The organism is Nocardioides nitrophenolicus, from assembly GCF_016907515.1.
In the GTDB taxonomy this organism is placed as follows: Bacteria; Actinomycetota; Actinomycetes; order Propionibacteriales; family Nocardioidaceae; genus Nocardioides; species Nocardioides nitrophenolicus.
In genome coordinates, this window is the sequence record NZ_JAFBBY010000001.1 from 592,977 (window position 1) to 610,946 (window position 17,970).

Annotated in this window: 18 protein-coding genes; 3 read left to right on the forward strand and 15 right to left on the reverse strand. The window is 70.7% G+C overall.

Translation table 11 applies throughout. From position 1 onward, the window contains the following. Positions 1-9: 9 nt before the first annotated feature. The 9 genes from JOD66_RS02875 to JOD66_RS02915 form a co-directional block, all read right to left on the reverse strand. Positions 10-777: an SDR family NAD(P)-dependent oxidoreductase gene (locus JOD66_RS02875; RefSeq protein WP_204835433.1), complete on the reverse strand. Its 768-nt coding sequence runs from the start codon at positions 775-777 to the stop codon at positions 10-12. A 4-nt stretch (positions 778-781) separates the two neighbouring features. Then, positions 782-2,632: a PEP-utilizing enzyme gene (locus JOD66_RS02880; protein ID WP_204835434.1), complete on the reverse strand. Its 1,851-nt coding sequence runs from the start codon at positions 2,630-2,632 to the stop codon at positions 782-784. Then, the gene (locus tag JOD66_RS02885) at positions 2,629-3,711 is read right to left on the reverse strand and encodes a PEP/pyruvate-binding domain-containing protein (RefSeq protein ID WP_204835435.1); all 1,083 of its coding nucleotides are present in this window, start codon (positions 3,709-3,711) and stop codon (positions 2,629-2,631) included. Before JOD66_RS02885 ends, JOD66_RS02880 begins: the two co-directional genes overlap by 4 nt. Continuing rightward, positions 3,704-4,966 (reverse strand): cytochrome P450, encoded by a 1,263-nt coding sequence (locus JOD66_RS02890; RefSeq protein WP_204835436.1) that lies wholly within the window; start codon positions 4,964-4,966, stop codon positions 3,704-3,706. Before JOD66_RS02890 ends, JOD66_RS02885 begins: the two co-directional genes overlap by 8 nt. A gap of 189 nt (positions 4,967-5,155) precedes the next feature. Continuing rightward, positions 5,156-5,887, reverse strand: a complete 732-nt coding sequence (gene aqpZ / locus JOD66_RS02895; protein WP_204835437.1) for an aquaporin Z — start codon at positions 5,885-5,887, stop codon at positions 5,156-5,158. A gap of 101 nt (positions 5,888-5,988) precedes the next feature. After that, positions 5,989-6,780 carry an IclR family transcriptional regulator gene (locus tag JOD66_RS02900; RefSeq protein WP_307823262.1) on the reverse strand — a complete coding sequence of 264 codons (792 nt, stop codon included), beginning with the start codon at positions 6,778-6,780 and terminating at the stop codon, positions 5,989-5,991. Positions 6,781-6,789: 9 nt separating this feature from the next. Beyond that, a complete protein-coding gene (locus JOD66_RS02905) occupies positions 6,790-7,476 on the reverse strand; it encodes an HD domain-containing protein (RefSeq protein WP_204835438.1) in 687 nt (228 codons plus the stop codon). Positions 7,477-7,540: 64 nt separating this feature from the next. Further along, complete coding sequence (locus tag JOD66_RS02910; protein ID WP_204835439.1) at positions 7,541-8,044, reverse strand: RDD family protein; 504 nt, start codon at positions 8,042-8,044, stop codon at positions 7,541-7,543. Beyond that, positions 8,041-8,460, reverse strand: a complete 420-nt coding sequence (locus JOD66_RS02915; protein WP_204835440.1) for a hypothetical protein — start codon at positions 8,458-8,460, stop codon at positions 8,041-8,043. The genes JOD66_RS02910 and JOD66_RS02915 overlap by 4 nt, the downstream gene beginning before the upstream one ends. 27 nt (positions 8,461-8,487) lie before the next feature. Between JOD66_RS02915 and cls the strand changes: the two genes are divergently transcribed. The 3 genes from cls (at position 8,488) to JOD66_RS02930 (ending at position 10,573) form a co-directional block, all read left to right on the forward strand. Continuing rightward, positions 8,488-9,960, forward strand: coding sequence for a cardiolipin synthase (gene cls, locus JOD66_RS02920; RefSeq protein ID WP_204835441.1), 1,473 nt, complete (start codon positions 8,488-8,490; stop codon positions 9,958-9,960). Between the two features lie 143 nt (positions 9,961-10,103). Further along, a complete protein-coding gene (locus tag JOD66_RS02925) occupies positions 10,104-10,307 on the forward strand; it encodes a hypothetical protein (protein ID WP_204835442.1) in 204 nt (67 codons plus the stop codon). Between the two features lie 59 nt (positions 10,308-10,366). Continuing rightward, positions 10,367-10,573 carry a DUF6458 family protein gene (locus JOD66_RS02930; RefSeq protein ID WP_204835443.1) on the forward strand — a complete coding sequence of 69 codons (207 nt, stop codon included), beginning with the start codon at positions 10,367-10,369 and terminating at the stop codon, positions 10,571-10,573. A 6-nt stretch (positions 10,574-10,579) separates the two neighbouring features. Here the strand turns inward: JOD66_RS02930 and JOD66_RS02935 are convergent, their stop codons facing one another. The 6 genes from JOD66_RS02935 to JOD66_RS02955 all read right to left on the reverse strand — a co-directional run bounded on the left by JOD66_RS02935 (position 10,580) and on the right by JOD66_RS02955 (position 17,969). Then, positions 10,580-11,851, reverse strand: a complete 1,272-nt coding sequence (locus JOD66_RS02935) for an HNH endonuclease signature motif containing protein (protein ID WP_204835444.1) — start codon at positions 11,849-11,851, stop codon at positions 10,580-10,582. Positions 11,852-12,087: 236 nt separating this feature from the next. Beyond that, on the reverse strand, positions 12,088-12,897 hold the full coding sequence (locus JOD66_RS02940) for a prepilin peptidase (protein ID WP_239545050.1): 810 nt from the start codon (positions 12,895-12,897) through the stop codon (positions 12,088-12,090). Beyond that, positions 12,879-15,596, reverse strand: a complete 2,718-nt coding sequence (locus JOD66_RS28065) for a hypothetical protein (protein ID WP_239545052.1) — start codon at positions 15,594-15,596, stop codon at positions 12,879-12,881. The genes JOD66_RS02940 and JOD66_RS28065 overlap by 19 nt, the downstream gene beginning before the upstream one ends. Continuing rightward, entirely contained in the window at positions 15,593-16,300 is a 708-nt protein-coding gene (locus tag JOD66_RS02945) for a PulJ/GspJ family protein (protein WP_204835446.1), read from the reverse strand. Before JOD66_RS02945 ends, JOD66_RS28065 begins: the two co-directional genes overlap by 4 nt. Continuing rightward, positions 16,291-16,749, reverse strand: a complete 459-nt coding sequence (locus tag JOD66_RS02950; RefSeq protein WP_204835447.1) for a type II secretion system protein — start codon at positions 16,747-16,749, stop codon at positions 16,291-16,293. Before JOD66_RS02950 ends, JOD66_RS02945 begins: the two co-directional genes overlap by 10 nt. 14 nt (positions 16,750-16,763) lie before the next feature. Next, positions 16,764-17,969, reverse strand: a complete 1,206-nt coding sequence (locus JOD66_RS02955; RefSeq protein ID WP_204835448.1) for a type II secretion system F family protein — start codon at positions 17,967-17,969, stop codon at positions 16,764-16,766. Position 17,970 lies beyond the last annotated feature (1 nt).

Here is a 17,970-nt window from a genome sequence, read left to right on the forward strand (position 1 = left end):
CCAGGAGACTCAGATGAACTGGCGGCCACCGTCGACGACGACGGTCTGGCCGGTGACGAAGCCGGCGTCGGGGCCGGCGAGGAAGAGGGCGACGCCGACGACGTCGTCGGGCCGGCTGGCGCGGCGCAGCGCGCCCCGGTCGACGCCGTACGACGCGGCGTCGTCCATCAGGCCGAGGCTGGCGTCGGTGAGGGTGAAGCCGGGCGCGATCGCGTTGACGTTGATCGAGCGCCGGCCCAGCTCCTTGGCCATCACCCGGGTCAGGGCGATCACGCCGCCCTTGGAGGCGACGTAGTGCAGCCAGTTCTCCGAGCCGCTGTAGACCGTGGCCGAGGAGAGGTTGACCACGCGTGCACCCTCGGGCAGGAACGGGCTGCAGGCCCGCACCATCAGCCACGGTCCCTTGAGGTTGACCCCCAGCACCAGGTCCCAGTCCGCGGGGTCGATGTCCTCGAGCGGGGATCGGGTGACGGTGCCGTAGATGGCGGCGTTGTTGACCAGCACGTCGATCCGTCCGCTACCGAAGTCGGCCACCGCCTCCGCGAGCGCCGCCGTCGACGTCGCCGAGGTGACGTCGACCGGGCCGTGCCAGGCCTCGGCGCCCGCGTCGACGACGAGCTTCGCGGTCTCCGCGACGCCGGCCTCGTCGATGTCGGCGACCGCGACCCGGTAGCCCCGACCGGCGAAGCCGAGCGCGAACGCCCGGCCCAGCCCGCCGGCGGCGCCGGTGACGAGCACGGTCCGGCCGCGGCCCTCGTCGCTCCTCGGATCGGACACGGCGTCAGTCCAGGATCTCGACGCGACCGGTGCCGCCGTCGACCCGGATCCGCTGCCCGGTCCGGATCGTCGTCGACGCGCTGCCGGTGCCGGTGACGGCGGGGAGGCCGTACTCGCGGCACACGATCGCCGCGTGGCTCATCATCCCGCCGATGTCGGTGACGGTCGCCTTGATCTTGCCGAAGATCGGCCCCCACGACGGCGCGGTGATCGTCGCGACGAGGATCTCGTCCTGCTGCACCTCGCCCAGCTGGTCGGCGCTGTGCACCACGCGGGCGAGCCCCTCGACCACGCCCGGCGAGGCGGCCATGCCGGTGATCACGCCCTCGTCGCCACCCTCGTCGCCGGCCAGCCACTGCTGCACCTGCTCGGTGGTGATGCCGTAGAGCATCATCGTGAACGGCTCGGTGATCTCGGCCGGCGGGGTGTTCAGTGCCGGCTGCGGGCGCTGCGTCGCGAGCGCCTCGAAGATCCCGCGCCGGCGCTCGATCTCGGCCGGCCAGTAGTGCGGCCCGGTCGCCTCGGCGCCGACCGCCCAGCCGGTGACCAGGTCGAAGATCGCGTCGCGGACCTCGCCGCGGGTCAGGTAGAGCAGGTCCGACTCGTCGGCCCAGAAGCCGGCCGCCGCGAACACCCGGCCGAGCTCGCGGACCTTGCGCCAGAAGACGCCCATGGTCCAGTGCTCGATGTAGAAGTTGTGGTTCTCGACGTACGGGTAGGCCGTCGCGGCCAGGCCGCGCTTGGCGTCGAAGGTGGCGAGCGCCTCTCCGTCGAGCAGGTCGCGGTACTCCTCGACGATCCGGTCCTTCTCGGCCGTCAGCTCCGCGACCGGCCGCATGATCTGCTGGCCCTCGTCGAGCCGGCGGACGTAGTCCTTGATGTAGCCGAGCGGGATCTCCTGGTGCTCGAGCCAGTACTTGTCGTGGCCGTAGAAGCCGTTGCCGACGGTGAAGTTGAACCACGGGTCCTGCGCCGCCTCGTACGCCGCCAGCCAGGCCGCGCCGCCGTCGTACTCCCCGATCCGGGCCAGGGTGCCGGCCACGTCGTCGGTGTCGGCGAAGGCCGCCTGCAGGCCGCTCTCGACGGCCAGGGTGGCCAGCTTCTTGAGCTCGTCGTCGGGACGGAAGAGCTCCATGTCGACGCCCTGGACCATCTTCGCGATCGCCTGGTCCGGGATGCCGGGGAAGGCCTCCTTGCAGAAGCCGAAGAAGTCGAGATAGGCCAGGTAGCCGAGGTTGAGGAACTCGAAGTGGTACTGCCAGTTCTGGTAGCACAGCTGGATCAGCCGGTCGTAGCTCTCCATCAGCACCTCGGAGCCGTCCTTGGCCACGCCCGCGACGATGTCGTCGAAGGGCACCATGTCGGGCAGCGACTCGAAGCGCAGCGCCTCCATCTCGTCGATCGTCCCGCGCACCTTGACCCGCCACGCGTCGAGCAGCTCGTTCCAGTTCTGGAAGTAGTGCCCGGCCCGGCGCTCGAACTCCGGCACCCGCGCCGGGATCTGGTCCTCGGGGACCGGCACCGGTGACATGTAGAGGTAGCCGAGGTGGATCTTGAACTCGATGCCGTTGGCCGGCGGGATCAGCAGGTGCCGGGTGTTGTACTGCCCGAGGCACTTGACCGCGAACTCGCCGCCGATCGTCTCGAACGGCTTGAACACCGTCGGCCAGTGCTGGCTGTCGCAGAACCAGAACTTCTCGTCCTCGGCGCCGCTGAGGTTCTGGAAGACCAGGTTGTAGGGATAGAGCCTCTCCCAGCCCTCGGCCCCCTCGGGCACGGGCAGCTGGGACGGCTTGGGGAAGGACTTCATCGCGGGCGCGGTGCTGGTGCCCGGAGTCGGCTCGGTGACGGTCATCGGTTGTTCCTTGGGGTGAGAGAGCTGGTGAGTCCGGACATGAAGCCGGTCATCCCGCCCGAGGCAGGAGGCGTAGGCGTGGTGGTGGCCGCGACCGAGTGGACGGTCTCGGGGCGCGCCTGGAGCAGCAGGAGGTTCTCCCCCGCCGGCAGGTCGCTGTCGAAGGCCCACTCGATGTCCTGCGGGCATCCGTAGTGCTTCTCGGCGCGCTTCGCGAGCTGGGCGACGGCGACGAGCTCGTCGGGCTCGAGGCAGAGCCGGTCGCGCCGGTCCGGCTCGACCTCACGCTCGACGAGGCTCCCGGCCGCGGCGTCGGGGACCAGCTCGGCGTGCTTGGCGCCGCGATGCTCCTGGACCACGCTGAGCATCACCTTGTCGAGCAGCAGGTTGTCGGGGGTGACCTGGCCGGAGACGACCATCTCGCCGACGCCGTACGACGCGTCGATGGCGATCTTCGAGCGGTCACCCGTCGTCGGGTTGAGGGTGATCGCGACGCCGGCGACCCGGGCGTTGACCATCTTCTGCACCGCCACCGCCATCGACAGGCCCTCGTCGGGGATGCCGTTCTTGAGCCGGTAGAGGATCGCGCGGCTGGTGTAGATCGAGGCCCAGCAGCGGCGGATGTGCTCGCGCACGTCGGCCCAGCCGCGCAGCCACAGGTAGGTGTCCTGCTGGCCGGCGAAGCTCGCGTCCGGCAGGTCCTCGGCGGTGGCCGACGACCGGACCGCGACCGGCACGTCCGCACCGATCCGGGCCGTCAGCTCGTCGTACGCCGTTTTGGTGGCGTCCCGGACCGCGGCCGGGACGGGGCAGCCCAGCAGCAGCTCGCGGATCCGCGCCGACACCTCGTCGACCCGCACGACGTCCTCGGGGTCGAGCCCGGCGAGGAGCTCGTGGATCCGGTCGGCGATGCCGGACTCGCGCACGAACGCGTCGTACGCCGCCGTGGTGACCGCGAAGCCCGGCGGGACGGGCATCCCGGCGGCAGTCATGGTGACCAGCGAGGCGCACTTGCCCCCGAGCAGGTCGTGCTCGGGGGGCTCCCCGGCGTCGAAGAACTGGACGAAACGCTCAGTCATCGGAGCTCTCCCAGGTGACGGGCACCGCGAGCGGTGCGCGGAAGGACAGGTTGTCGCCGAACCGGATCGCGTCCGCGTCGACCAGGCGCAGGTCGGGCGCGAGTCGGGCGATCTCCTCCAGGCAGACCCTGGCCTGCAGCTTGGCCAGCATGTTGCCGAGGCAGTAGTGGATGCCGAACCCGAAGGCGAGATGCTCGCGGGCGTTGGCACGGGTGACGTCGAAGCGGTCGGCTTCCTCGAAGCGCGTCTCGTCGCGGTTGGCCGAGCCCATCAGCAGGAGCAGCTCGCTGCCGGACGGGATCGGGACCCCGCCGACGGTGGTGTCCTTCAGCGCCTTGCGCCGCCAGCCGACGATCGAGGGGCTGACCCGGAGCACCTCGTCGACCGCGCCCGGGATCAGGCTCGGGTCGTCGACGATCCGCCGCCACTGGTCGGGATGCTCGAGGAGCACGCGTACCGCGTTGGAGATCAGCGTCGTGGTGGTCTCGTGACCGGCGAAGAGCAGGCTGTAGCAGATCGACGCGATCTCGTGGTCGGTGATCGGGTCGCCCTCGGCCTGCACCCGGACCAGGTCACCGACGAGCGAGTCGCGCTCCTCGGCGTGCGCCTCGGCGACGAGTCGCCGGCACTCGGTCCAGTAGTCGACCAGGTGGTGCGCGTGCGGCACCTGCTCCTCGTCGGACAGGTCGCCCCACGTCATCGCGGCGCGGGAGTCCGACCACTTCTTGAACAGCTCGACCTGGCCGGTGTCGGCGCCGATCAGGGTGAGGATGGTGACCGTCGGGACGTCGTACGCCAGGTCGCGGACGATGTCGCCGACCCGCCCGGGTCGCTCGCGCATCGCGGTCAGCAGGTCGACGACGTGGGCGCGGATCGCCGGCTCCAGCGCCTTGTACCGCCGCGGCGTGAACGCCTTCGCGGTCACCTTGCGGATCCGGGTGTGCTCGGGGGGAACCCGCGCGGACAGGCCGGAGTAGGCCGTGAAGCCGCCCTCCTCCATGATCCGGCGGGCCTCGGGGCCACGCTCGCGGACCGGCGCCTGGGCGTTCTCGCTGCTGAAGGTCTCCCAGTCCTCGAAGACCGCCTTCACGTCCTCGTAGCGGCTGACGACCCAGTAGCCGACGCGCTCGTCGTACATCACCGGCTCCTCGGCCCGCAGCGCGGCGTACGACGGGAACGGGTCGTCCATCGCGAACGGCCGGTAGCCGTGGTGGGCCACCGGACAACCGGTGCCGGGCTCGTGCGTCGTGGTCATCTCGCACCCTTCTGGGACTGCTGGTCCGGGCTGCCGAGTGGCGCCGGTCACAAGGTCAACCTTGGCCCTCGGGCGGAGCGCTCACAATGGCCGTCTTCCGGTGGACGGAAGTCGGTGTGGGCGGGAACGCAACGACTCCCGGCCGGGTGCGGCCGGGAGTCGTTGGCGGTGCCGGTAGGGCGGTGGGGCTCAGGCCTCCATCGCGTCGGCCAGCGCGACGGCGTCGTCGCTGCCCAGCAGGAAGGCGTAGGAGAAGCCGGCGACGAGGCCGCCGACGACCGGCGCCACGATGAACAGCCAGAGCTGGCCGATCGCGTCGCCGCCCGCGAACAGGCCGACGCCGATCGAGCGCGCCGGGTTCACCGAGGTGTTGGTGACCGGGATGCTGATCAGGTGGATCAGGGTCAGGGAGAGGCCGATCGCCAGCGGCGCGAAGCCCTTGGGCGCGCGCGAGTCGGTGGCGCCGAGGATCACCCACAGGAAGATCGCGGTCAGCAGCACCTCGATCACCAGGCAGGCCAGCAGGCTGTAGCCCAGCGGCGAGCGGTCGTCGTACCCGTTGGAGGCGAAGCCGCTCTTGACGGCGTCGAAGCCGTCGGTGCCGCTGGCCACGACGAGCAGCACGGCGCCCGCGACGATGCCGGCCACGACCTGGGTGCCGATGTAGACCGGGGTGTCCTTCCAGGCGATCCGGCCACCGGCCGCCGCGCCCAGCGTGACGGCGGGGTTGAAGTGTCCGCCCGAGATGTGGCCGACGGCGTAGGCCATCACCACGACGGTGAGGCCGAAGGCGAGCGCGACGCCGGCGAAGCCGACCTCCTTGCCCGCGAGGACGGCCGTTCCGCAGCCGCCGAAGACGAGGACGAAGGTGCCGAGGAACTCCGCGGCGACGACCTTGGGTACATCAGGTTGAGTGGACATCGTGCCTCCTGGGGAAGAGGGCCCGGGAGCGGGCCTGGAGGCAGTATCACGCCGACGGGACTGTGACCTGGGTCACCGCGCCGTGGCTGCGGCCGCGCGGATCAGCGAGCTCGGCCGGGCCCGGGGCCGGCCCAACGGCTCACCGACGGCGCGATCCGGGCCGCGATCCCGCGCAGCGTCGGCAGGTGCCGGGGCATCTGGTCGGCCTGCGCGGAGTGCATGACCAGGCCGATCGAGGCCGGCGCCCGGCCTTCGGGCGTCAGCACCGGCACGGCGACCGAGCAGCTCCCCACCCGGACCTCCTCGTAGGTCGTGGCGAACCCGCGCTCGCGGATCGCCGCCAGCTCCTCGAGCAGCCGCTGCGGGTGTACGTGGGTGCGGGCGGTCACCGGGTCCAGCCGTTCGGCGACGTACGCCTCCTGCAGCCAGCGGTCCTCGTAGGCCAGCAGCACCTTGCCCACGGCGGTCGCGTGCAACGGCAGCCGGCCGCCGACCCGGCTGGCGCGCGGCACCCGCTTGGAGCCGTAGATCCGGTCGATGTAGAGCGCCTCGTGGCCCTCGCGGATGGCGAGGTGGGCGGTCTCCTGGGTCAGCGAGAAGAGGTCCTGGAGGTACGGGCGCGCGGCATCGCGCAGCTGACGGCCGGCGTGCTGGGCGACCTCCCACAGCCGCAGCCCGACGACGTACCGGCCCTCCGGGGTGCGCTCCAGCGCACCCCAGGCGACCAGCTCGGCCGCGAGTCGGTGGGCCGTCGGCAGCGGCAGGTCGGCATGGGCGGCGAGCTCGCTGAGCGACTGCGCGCTCGGGCCGTGCTCGAACGCGGCCAGCAGGCCCAGCACCTTCGAGGTGACGGTGCGTCCGCCGCCGTCGCCCCTGCCCCCGCCGTCGGTCACGGGCCGAGGCTACGCCAGCGCGATCCGCTGCGGCGTGACGTCGATCGACGCCACCGCGGCCAGGCCTAGCGCGAGGACGCGGCCCGGCTCGCTGAGCAGGTGGTCGTGCACCCGGCTCGCGATCAGCCGGTGCGCCTGCTCCCGGGTCAGGCCGAACCAGCCCATCACCGTGTCGACGCCGTGGGGCGTGAGCCGCCAGAGCTTGTCGGCGTCCTTCATCAGCGCGTCGTCGAGGGAGATCGCCTCGCGCCGGCTGTCGTGACCGTCGACGATGGCGACGATCCGCTCGGTCCGCTCGGCGTCCCAGCCGACGTCGGCCAGCACCTCGCTCGCGATCCGGGCGCCCTCCTTCTCGTGGCGGAGCACCAGGTCGGGACGGCCGCCGCCGGGCGCGATCGCCTCCAGGATCTCCGGCTCGGGCACCTGGGACCAGCCGGTGTCGTGCAGCAGGATGGCCGGCAGCACCACCTCCGGGTCGGCCTGCGGCGTCAGGTCGAGCAGGGCCCGGCCCAGGCCGTAGGCGTAGATCGTGTGCGCGTCGTTGTCCCGCACCCGCAGGTACGGCACGGCACGCTCCCAGATCGCGGCGTGCCGCTCGTCGAGCACGTAGACCCCGGGCAGCCCCTCCGCCGCGGGGAGGTGCCCGGTCACGTCGCGGCCGAGGTCGTTGCGGGTCGGCGTGAGGTGGGGCAGCACCCCTGCAGCGAACCGCCCGCCGGCCCGTCCCGGCAAGCCGCTGCTTCCGGTGGACGGAAGCGGCTCAGGCCGCGTCGTGCGCCCGCAGGTACGCCGTCAGCGGGCCCGGCAGCTGCGCCTGTCGGTCTCCCCAGTCGTAGACCACCGCCGTCCGGGCGATCAGGTCGTGCAGCGCCCGGTGGTCGCGGCGCAGCGCCACCAGCGCCAGGCCCAGCCCGAACACCGACGTGCTCAACGGGAACGCGAGCACCCGCACCACCGCCGCGGCCGGCCAGACCGGGCGGCCTTCGCGGGACACCACCTTGAGCCCGACGATCGCCTTGCCGACGGTCCGGCCGGCGACCGCGGTGCCGACGGCGACGTACAGCGCCGCCCAGCCGACGAGCACGATCGAGGCCACCGCACCCGTGCCGTCCTCGAGCGACGCGTCGAAGATCGCGTCGAGCAGGAAGCCGGTCAGCGCCACCCCGACCGAGTACGACGCCAGAACGACCGCCACGTCGATCGCCGCCGCGGCCGCCCGGCTCACCGGTCCGGCGTACCGACCGGTGACGCTCGCCCGGCTCACCCGCGCTCCGCGGGGGCCGCCACCAGCAGCACCGGGCCCAACGGCGCGGGGCCGCGCCGGCGCAGGACCCGGTCGACGATGCCCGTGACGATGGTGTCCAGCCCGGCGACCTGGCTGCGCGCGACGTCGAGGGTGCGCCCGGCCAGGTTGCCGGTCGTCTCGGCGACGAGATCGGGGATCCCGGCACGCTGCACCAGCGCCTCGACGTCCGCACGGGCCAGCAGTCGGTCGACGTCGACCCGGTCCAGCAGCCGGTTGACGTCGACCCGCTCGAGCAGGTGGTTGACATCGATCTGGTCGAGCACGGCGTCGATGTCGACATGCTCGAGGATCTCCTCGACCGGCATCGCGTCCACCACCTTGCCGGTGACCGCGCCGGCGACACGGCTGAGCAAACCCGGTTCTGAGGGCGTCATGTGGTCAGGATTCCATAGGGTTCCCCCATGAATCTGCTGGTTCCGACGTCGACGCTCGGGTGGATCGTGTTCGGCCTCGACATGGTGCTCCGCCTCGTCGCGCTCGGCGTGATCCCCGGCAACCGCAAGCCGTCGACCGGCATGGCCTGGTTGCTGCTCATCCTGATCGAGCCGATCATCGGGTTCTCGGTCTTCCTGCTCTTCGGCCGGATCCGGCTCGGCAACCGGCGGATCACCCGCCAGCGCACGGCGATCGCGACCATCCGGGAGCGCAGCGAGCAACTGCCGCTGTCGTTCGACTCCACCCGGCTGCCGCGGGCGATGGCCGGCGTGGCGATGCTCAACCAGAACCTCGGCGCACTGCCACTCACCGGCGGCAACGAGGTCGAGCTGTGGCCGGACTACCGGGCGCTGATGACCGAGATGGCCCGCGAGATCGACCGGGCCCGCAGCCATGTGCACGTGCAGTTCTACATCACCGCCTGGGACGACGTGACCGACCCGGTGTTCCAGGCGCTGATCCGCGCGACCGAGCGCGGGGTCGACGTACGGCTGCTGTTCGACCACATCGGCTCGCGCCGCATCCCCGGCTACCGGGCCATGGTCAAGCGGCTGCGCCGCACCCAGATCGCCTGGCACCCGATGCTCCCGATCAAGCCGTTGCGGGGCCGATTCCGCCGCCCCGACCTGCGCAACCACCGCAAGATCCTGGTCGTCGACGGCAGCGTCGGCTTCACCGGCTCGCTCAACCTCACCGAGCCCGGCTACAACAAGCCCGCCAACCACCGTCTCGGCCGCGAGTGGGTCGAGCTGATGGTGCGCCTCGAAGGCCCCGTCGTCGGCGCGCTCAACGCCGTCTTCGCCTCGGACTGGTACGTCGAGACCGGCCACGTCGTCGACCTCGTCGCCGTCCACGGCGAGCCGGACCGCCGCCCGGAGGAGGTCTTCGACGTCCCCTGCCAGGTCGTCCCCAGCGGCCCCGGCATCGTCGCCGAGAACAACCTGCGGATGTTCACCACGCTGCTCTACGCCGCCACCGAGCGGATCTCGCTGACCTCGCCCTACTTCGTGCCCGACGAGTCGCTGCTGTACGCCGTCACCACCGCCGCCGAGCGCGGCATCGACGTGGAGCTGTTCGTCAGCGAGGTGTCCGACCAGTTCCTCGTCGGGCACGCCCAGGCGTCGTACTACAAGGCGCTGCTGGAGGCCGGAGTCCGGATCTACCAGTACCCGGCGCCGTACATCCTCCACTCGAAGCACTTCACCATCGACGACCAGGTCGCCGTGGTCGGCTCCAGCAACATGGACATGCGCTCGTTCGCGCTCAACTACGAGGTGTCGCTGATGATGCCCGACCCCGCCGTCGTGGCGAAGATGCGACGCGTCGAGGACACCTACCGCGCCCTGTCGAAGGAGCTCACCCTCGACGCGTGGCAGGAGCGCTCCCCGGGCGCGAAGTACGTCGACAACGTGGCCCGCTTGACCGCCGCCCTGCAGTGAGGACCCCCGGTCCCTGCCCGCTGGCCCGAACGGACCAGCCCCGGCCGGCGACCGGCCGGACCTTCGCCCCACCCGTTGCCCGCGCGCTCGCCGCCCCCGATCCTCGAAGGACCACGGAGTCTCGGCAGGACCTGGGAGGACCCATGAGCGCACTCGAAGCCACCGTCGTCGAGCCCGACGGCCGGCACGCACCGGGGCTGCTCTCCCCCGACCTCGAGGCGGCGATCCTCGAGATCGCGGCCTCGGAGCGCGCGCTGGACGACCTCCTGCTCCGTGCGTCCCGGCTGCACGAGAGCCACCTCCAGCACGACCCGCGGTCCTGCCTGGTCTGCTTCACCCAGCGCTGACCCCCACCGATCCGCCGACGCACCCGTCTGCCGCGGCCGTTTCCGGGCATCTCCCTGCCATGTACATCGGACTCGGCATCCTCCTCCTCGTCGCCGGCCTCGTCCTCGCTCTCGACGTGGTGACCGTCGACATCAAGTACGTGAACGACGACGCACTCGGCACCATCCTGATCGTCGCCGGCGTCCTCGCGATCGTGCTGTCGTTGATCGTCGCGCCGCCGTGGCGCCGCGACCGCGTGGTGCACCGGTACGACGACCGTCCCTGAGCCTCCTCACGTGCGTCGGTGGAACCGGACGTCGCCGCTCGCCAACCGCTCCGCACGGTAGGCCCGGTCATGGATGCGGTGATGGTGGTGCGAACACAGACTGACCGCGTTGCCCAGATCGGTCCGCCCACCCCACGACCACGGCTGAAGATGATGAGCCTCGGTCCACACCGCCGGGATCGTGCACCCCTCGGCCCGACACCGCCGATCCCGCACCCGCAACGCCCGCCGCTGCGCCCGCGAGAACAACCGCCGACGCCGCCCCAGGTCGAGCACCTCACCCCGACCACCCAACACCACCGGCACGATCCCCGCCCCACACGCCAACCGCCGCGCCTGCCCCGCCGAGATCGACTCCACCCCATCACCGCCGATCACCTCGGCCACCGCCAGGTCGGCCCGCAGCGCGGCCAGGTCGATGGTGACCAGCACCGTCGTCGCGTCCCCACCATGCTCGGGCAACCGCGCCGGATCGAGCCGCTCCAACAACGCCGCGAACGCATCCGCGTAGGCACGATGCCGCGGCAGCCGCTCAACACCGCCCCCAACACCAGGGCCGTCACCAGGGCCGTCACGGCCGGTCCGGCGCGGTGAGGTGAACGCCTGCAGGTAGTGCTCCAGCCGCTGGGTCACCGGCGTCGGCAACACTCCCGCGACCCGGGTCCGGCCATCACCCAGATCATGGAACCGCAACGACGCCGTCTCCCGCGCCCGACGCTCCTCATCCTCCAACCGGCGCCCCTCCTCGGCCTCCACCACCTCCGGCGCCACCACCTCCAGGATCCGACGCCCCAGACGCTTCAACTCCCGCGGCGAATGCTGCGCGGCATAGCCCACCAACGTCGCCTCCGCCCGCGTAGCCAGCTCGGGACCCAGACCCGCCGGCAGGTCCGCGACCGCCCGGGCGATCACCCGCGCCTGCGCGGGCGACACCTCACCCGACCGCATCCCCGCCGCCACCACCACACGCTGCTCGAGCGCCCGCGCCAGACGAAGCTCCGCGCGCACGGGGGCCGGATCAGAGCGGGTCGCCTGGGCCAGCCAGGCCGCCACGTCCCGAGCCCCGTGAGCCACCGCGACATCCTCACCCGCCGCCAAAACCCGGGCCTTGAGCTCGGCCACCTGCGCCTCGACCCGAGCCAGACCCACCAGCGCGGACTCCTTGTCCGCCACCGACATGAACACCGGCTGCACCTGCCCCACCCGGGCCAACACCGCGCTCAACTCAGCAGCACACCCCACGATCGGGTGCGGTGCGGTGAGAACAGCGGCAGACATTGAAACTCCCAGGGCGCGACAACACGGTCTCGCCCTGCACGGAGGAACCCCTCGGGCTCAGCGGTCGTGACGCACCACACAGGTGCGCGCCATGTCCGGCAACGCTCGGCCTCAGGTCCCCGGAACCACTCGAAGCATCCCGCCGTACGGCCTGGACCCACCCTACACCACTTCGAACAGAAGTTCGAATCGTTCCACAGGTGGCGTCACAGGCTGTCACAGGCCGTCACAGGCTGTCACAGGCCGATCGACCTCAGGTAGGCGTCACCCAGGTATCCGGCCCCCAGGATCGCGCTCCACGCGCCCAGCACCAGGAACGGCCCGAACGGCACCGCGGTCCGGCGCCCTGCCTTCCCACCGGCCATCAGGAGCAGCCCGGCCACCGCACCGAGCACGAACGCGAGGAAGGCCCCCGTCAGGAAGGTCCCCCACGTCAGGTACGCCGTCATCGCGCCCACCAGGCCCGACAGCTTCACGTCGCCGAAGCCCATCCCGCCGGGCGCGACGTACCAGACGACGAAGAAGAACGCCCCGAGGACCACCGCCCCCTCGGCCGCCCGGAGCAGCGCGGGACCGTCCCCGCCGAGCGCCAGCAGCACCCCCAGCACCGGGTACGACGGCAGCACGATCGCGTCCGGCAGGCGGCGTACGTCGACGTCGATCAGCGCGAGGACGATCGCGATCGCCGCGAAGGCGAGGTACGCCGGTAGCAACCGCCACTCGTCCACCCCGAACCGCGCGGCGACCCCGGCGAACGCGATGCCGGTTCCCGCCTCCACCAGCGGGTAGCGCACGCTGATCGGCTCCCCGCAGTCGAAGCACCGCCCCCGCAGCACCAGCCAGCCGAGCACGGGGACGTTGTGCCGGTTGCGGATCGGGTGCCCGCACCGGGGGCACGCCGACGGCGGGCTGACCACCGACTCCCCCGCCGGCACCCGGTGCGCCACGACGTTGAGGAACGACCCGATCGCCAGCCCGAGGACGCCGGCGAGGACGGGGACGAGGACGTCGAGTGCCTGGTGCTCGCTCAGCGTGTGTGGTTCCAACTCAGTGGAGTCACCTGTCGGGCGAACGGCACCGGAACCCCCGTGGGGTCGTAGAACTGCACGCGCGAGGTGAGCGCCGGCGCTCTCGCCTTGCAGTCGGTGCTCACCGTCGACTCCCCGAGACACAGATGCACCTCGAGCTGGACGACGCTGCTGACGAATCCGGTGGTGAAGGTGTTGTCCGGGATCTGGAACACCGGCCCGGTGTAGCGCGGGTTGCCGTTGTTGATGTTGAACTCCATCTGGCGCGCGATCAGCCCGAACTTCAGCACCTGCGCACCGAAGTTGCTGAGGGTCAGGTTCACGTCTGCCTTGGGGACGTAGGTCGTGCCCTGCATGTACAAGGAGACCTTGTTGTTGCCGTGGTCGGAGTCGGTCCAGAGGAAGGAGCATCCACCGCCAGCCAACGGAGCGGTGACGCAGCCACTCTGCGCCCGGAGTACGGGGAGGTAGTACTTCAGCTCGAGCGTGATCGACTTGAGCGTGGTGGTCGTGCCGGCGGCTGCCTTCGCCGTGTACGCCACACTCGCCTTGGTGTAGCCGTTGGCGTGGATCTGGCTCTGCAAGGCGTTCAGGCTGGCGACCGGGACGACCAGGTTCTCGGTCGTGAGTGACGTGCTCGGCGTGATCGTCGGACTGGTGTACGACCAGCCGCCGACGCCGAGGGTGACCGACCCCGACGACCCGGCGGTCACACTCTCGGAGTGGTCGACATGGACCGTCGCGCCGGTGAGGATCGCGCCCGCCGGGACCGACGTGCTCGGAGCGAATCCGTCGACCTTCAGCGTCGTCGTCCCGCCGGTGGTGTCCCCGGACTGGCCGTCCCAGGCGAGGGACAGCTCGAGCTTGACCTGGCCGACCCGGTACGGGTCGGCGGCTGCCGTGCCGCCCCGGAGGGAGTAGGTGACGGTGGCCTTGGTGTAGCCGTTGGCCCTGATGAAGGCCTGCAGACTCGTGAGGTCGGCGCCGGTGATGGAGATCTGGTTGCTCGCCGGCGTCTGGCCGGAGGGCCACGACGGCGGCGTCCAGGTAGCGGTGCCGCTGCCGGAGACGACCAGCCGGACCGACGCGCTCCCACCGACCGGCTCGTAGTGAGCCATCGAGAGCTTCGCGGACGAGACGGTCAGACTCGGATCGCTAGGAACCGCGGCGCTCGGGGCGAACCCCTCCAGCAGGAGACTGCCCGTCTTCGAGGCCCCGCTGTTTCCCGTGGACCACAGCACGCTTCCGGTGCCGTTCGCCCGAAGGATCGGCAGTGCCGCGGCCTTGGTGCCGGGCGTGAACGTCCCGTCTCCCTTGGTCAACGTCACGTCAGACGCGTCCAGCGTGCCGCAGCAGGTGCCGGGGGGCGTGCCGGTGGTACCGCCGCGCGTCCAGGTCGCGCCCGCGCCACCCGGCCTGAGGTGCGCGACGTCCGCGTTGACGAAGGCACCCGATGAGATGACCGAGCCGCCATGGCTGATGTCCCGGGTCTCGCTGGTCAGGCTGGGCGTGCTCACTCCCGGGGTGCTGGCCTGGAGGCCGAAGAGCTCGATCGGCGCCTTGTCGGTGTGGTAGCTGCCGCACAGCTCCATCGAGGCCGTCTTCTCCAGGTGCATCTGGCTGTCGGCGCCGAAGATGAACTGCACGCCGAGCGCGGAGGTGTCGGTGAGCGGGCTGACGCAGTTGCCCGGCCCCATGTAGTCGTTGCCGTTGACCTCGGTCATCACCACCTGCGAGCTGGTGGCGAAGACGCCCGCGCGCTGGCCGCCGATCACCGGCTTGCCGTCGGGGATGACCCAGACGTTCGCGTCGTTGCCGCTTCGGCCGGGGAAGACGTTGGCCGGGCAGTAGTCCGCCGATCCGACGCAGCCGTTGTGGAAGTCGAAGTAGTAGGTACCCGGCTTGAACCAGGACGCGCTGCACAGCCTGACGGCGGCGTTCAACGCCACGACGTCGTCGTAGTAGCCCGGCGAGAACACCGCGACGTTGCCGGTGCAGCTCGTGGGCAGCGGGACCAGAGCCGGCGCCGAGGCGATGTCGGCGGCGTAGTTCGGGTCGACGTACGGCGTGTGGTTGTTGCAGTCCTTGACCGCCGGCGCGACCACCGTCGTGTCCGTGCAGGAGTTCACGGCATGGGCGTCGCCCAGGTCGAGGGCGACCGGGCCGGTGATCGCGTTGTTGGAGTAGACGCCGCCGTGCACCTTTAACGGGGAGCCCGCCGTGTTGGTGATCGAGCCACCGAGGGTGATGAGGGCGTAGGCAGCCTTGTTGTCCTTGGTGATCGTGACCGCCGGTCCTTGCTGCCCGGTGCCGCCCTGGGCGGAGCAGTGGACGTACGCGGAGCTCGGGCCGAACGAGCCGGCAGCGGGATAGAAGCCGTTGAGGATCAGGTTGTCGGTGTCGCCCGTGACGCCGCTGTTGTGGCCGAAGCAGCCCAGGCCGTCGCTCGGGTTGTTGTTGAACGCGAGCTGCGCGTCTGCCGGGGAGAAGCCGTAGCCGTTGCGCAGGTTGTTGATCGCGATGTTGGCGGCCGAGTCCGCGGCGTACGACGCGCCGGCCACGCCACGCAGCGCGACCGTGGCCTTGAGGCTCCCTCCACCGCGGGTCAGCACGACTCCGACGACGAGCGCGACCGTGGTGACGATGATCAGCGCGAACACGAGGATCGCGCCGCGGTCCCCCCTCGCCCGGAGGCGGCGATCGATCCAGCCGGTCATGTCTGTCTCCGTTCACCGGTCAAGGTGGCTGTGTAGGTGGAGCCGTCCTTGTTGTCCTGGTCGGTCGCGACGAGCTCCAGGGTGACCACCGCCGGAACGTCGTCGCCGGCTCCCGAGCAGGTGCCGAGCTTGGTGCCGTTCGCCTTCCAGCACGAGACCGTCGTCGGCCCCAGGATCGCCGGGGTGAGGTTGCGCGCGACGACGATCGACGAGTCCGGTGTCGTGGCCGTTCCGGTGCACCGCACCCGGAGCAGCTGGTAGACCGCGCCGGAGGGCTGGGCCACATAGGTGACGGTCACCTTGGTCGGGACGTCCGCGGCTGCGGTGTAGGAGTTCCAGGCCAAGGTGACGATGGGCGTGCCCGAGGGCAGGCCGCACCGCGCCAGGGTCGGGCCCGAGGTATCGGGTGCGGCGACCGACTGCATCAGAGGATAGGTGTGCGTGCCGCCCAGGCTGTTGTCGTACACCGTCGATCGCACGCCGAGACTGGCGACGTCGCTCTGCCAGTAGGCCGCCGCGAACTGGACGTCGTGCGACTCGGTCATCCTGGCGTTCGCGCTGACCGTCGTCTTCAGGTACATCATCACGACGCCGGTCAGTGCGGAGACGATGACGCCCATGATCGCGATCGTGACGACCAACTCGACGAGCGTGAACCCGGCGTCGTCATGCCGACGGGTGCGGAGGCGATCGGCTACGCGCATCGACTCACCGCCGAAGGGTCCTGGGCGCCGCTGCACGGCCTGCGCAGCACGAAGGCCAGCTTCTCGACGGCTCGGTCGTCGCCGCTCGAGACCGTCAAGATGACCAGCTGGGCCGTGTTCGCCGTACAGGCGGCGGCGCCGCCCGCCGGGTCCACCGCGCTGACCGTGAAGGACGTCGTATAGCCGTTGGGGACCGGAAAGCCCACGACCCCCGGCCGGTAGTCGGGCGAGCAGGTGAAGGCGGACTGGTGGGTCTCGACGTAGTTCTGGATCGCCTCCGCGTAGCTCTTCACGTAGGCGCCGCTGGTGGTCTCCTTGCGGTGGATGTCGGAGGTCTTCACCGCGAGCATCAGACCGGTCATGATCGCGACTCCCGCGATGCCCAGGATCACCACGGCAGCGAGAACCTCGACCAGACTCTCGCCCCGGTCGGCGTCTCCACGCTTCATGGCGATCCGCAGCATCAGACCTGGACCTGGTTGAAGATGCCGTACATCGCCGACACCAACGCCACGGCGACGAAGCCGACGATGCCGCCCATCACGACGATGACGATCGGCTCGAACAGCGCCGTGAGCTTGGCGATCTTGTAGTCGAGCTCGGACTCGTAGTACTCGGCCGTGACCTCGAGCTGGGTGTCCATCGACCCGGTCTCCTCACCGACACGCAACATCGACGTGGCCGTGCCGGGGAACAGCCGGGTCCGGGCGAGCGGGCCGGCGAGGCCCTGGCCCTCCAGCATCTGCTCGGTCACCCCCGTGAGTCGCGCGATGAAGACCCGGTTGCGCAAGGAGTCGGTCGCCACGCGGATCGCCTCGGGGAGGTTGACGCCCGCCGAGACCATCGAGGCCATCACCCGGCAGAAGCGCTCCACGAGCGCGTACTGGATCGTCTCCCCCAGGACGGGGACCTTGAGCAGGAAGCCGTGCCAGAGGTACTTGCCCCGCTCGAAGCGCTGCGAGATCACGAACAGGAGCGCCCAGGCCACGATCGCCGCGAGGATGACCCACCACCAGCCGGCGAGAAAGTCGGTGAAGCCCATCAGCATGCGGGTCGGCAGGGGCAGCTCCGCATCGAGGTCGGCGAAGAAGTCCCGGAACTTCGGCAGCACGTAGACCGACAGCACCAGGACGGTGACCACGGACATCACCGCCACGGCGATCGGGTAGATGAGGGCCGACTTGATCTTGCGCCGCGCCTCGAGATCCCGCTCGATGTAGACCGCCAAGCGGGACAGCACGGCGTCGAGCTCGCCGGTCAGCTCAGCAGAGCGGACGATGCCGCGGTAGAACTCCGGGAACACCTTCGGGTACCGCTCGAGCGTGTCGGAGAACCGCTCACCGGCACGGAGCCGGTCCTCGACGTCGTGCATCATCCGTCGTACCGAGGAGTTCTCACTCTCGGTACCGATCGAGTGCACCGCATCGAGGATCGGCAGCCCGGCCCTGAGGAAGGCCGCGATCTGCCGCGACAGGTGCATGACGTGCTCGCGCTTGATCCGCGGACCCGAGATCTCGTACTGCAGGATGCTCTTCTTCTCGGTGACGCGGAGGTCACGCAGGTCACGCTGGTAGAGCGCGATCTCGGCGTCGCCGCGGCTGGCCGCCTTCTCGGTGCCCTTGACCTGCCTGCCCTCGAGGTCGACCCCGGCGAATGCGTACTTCGGCATC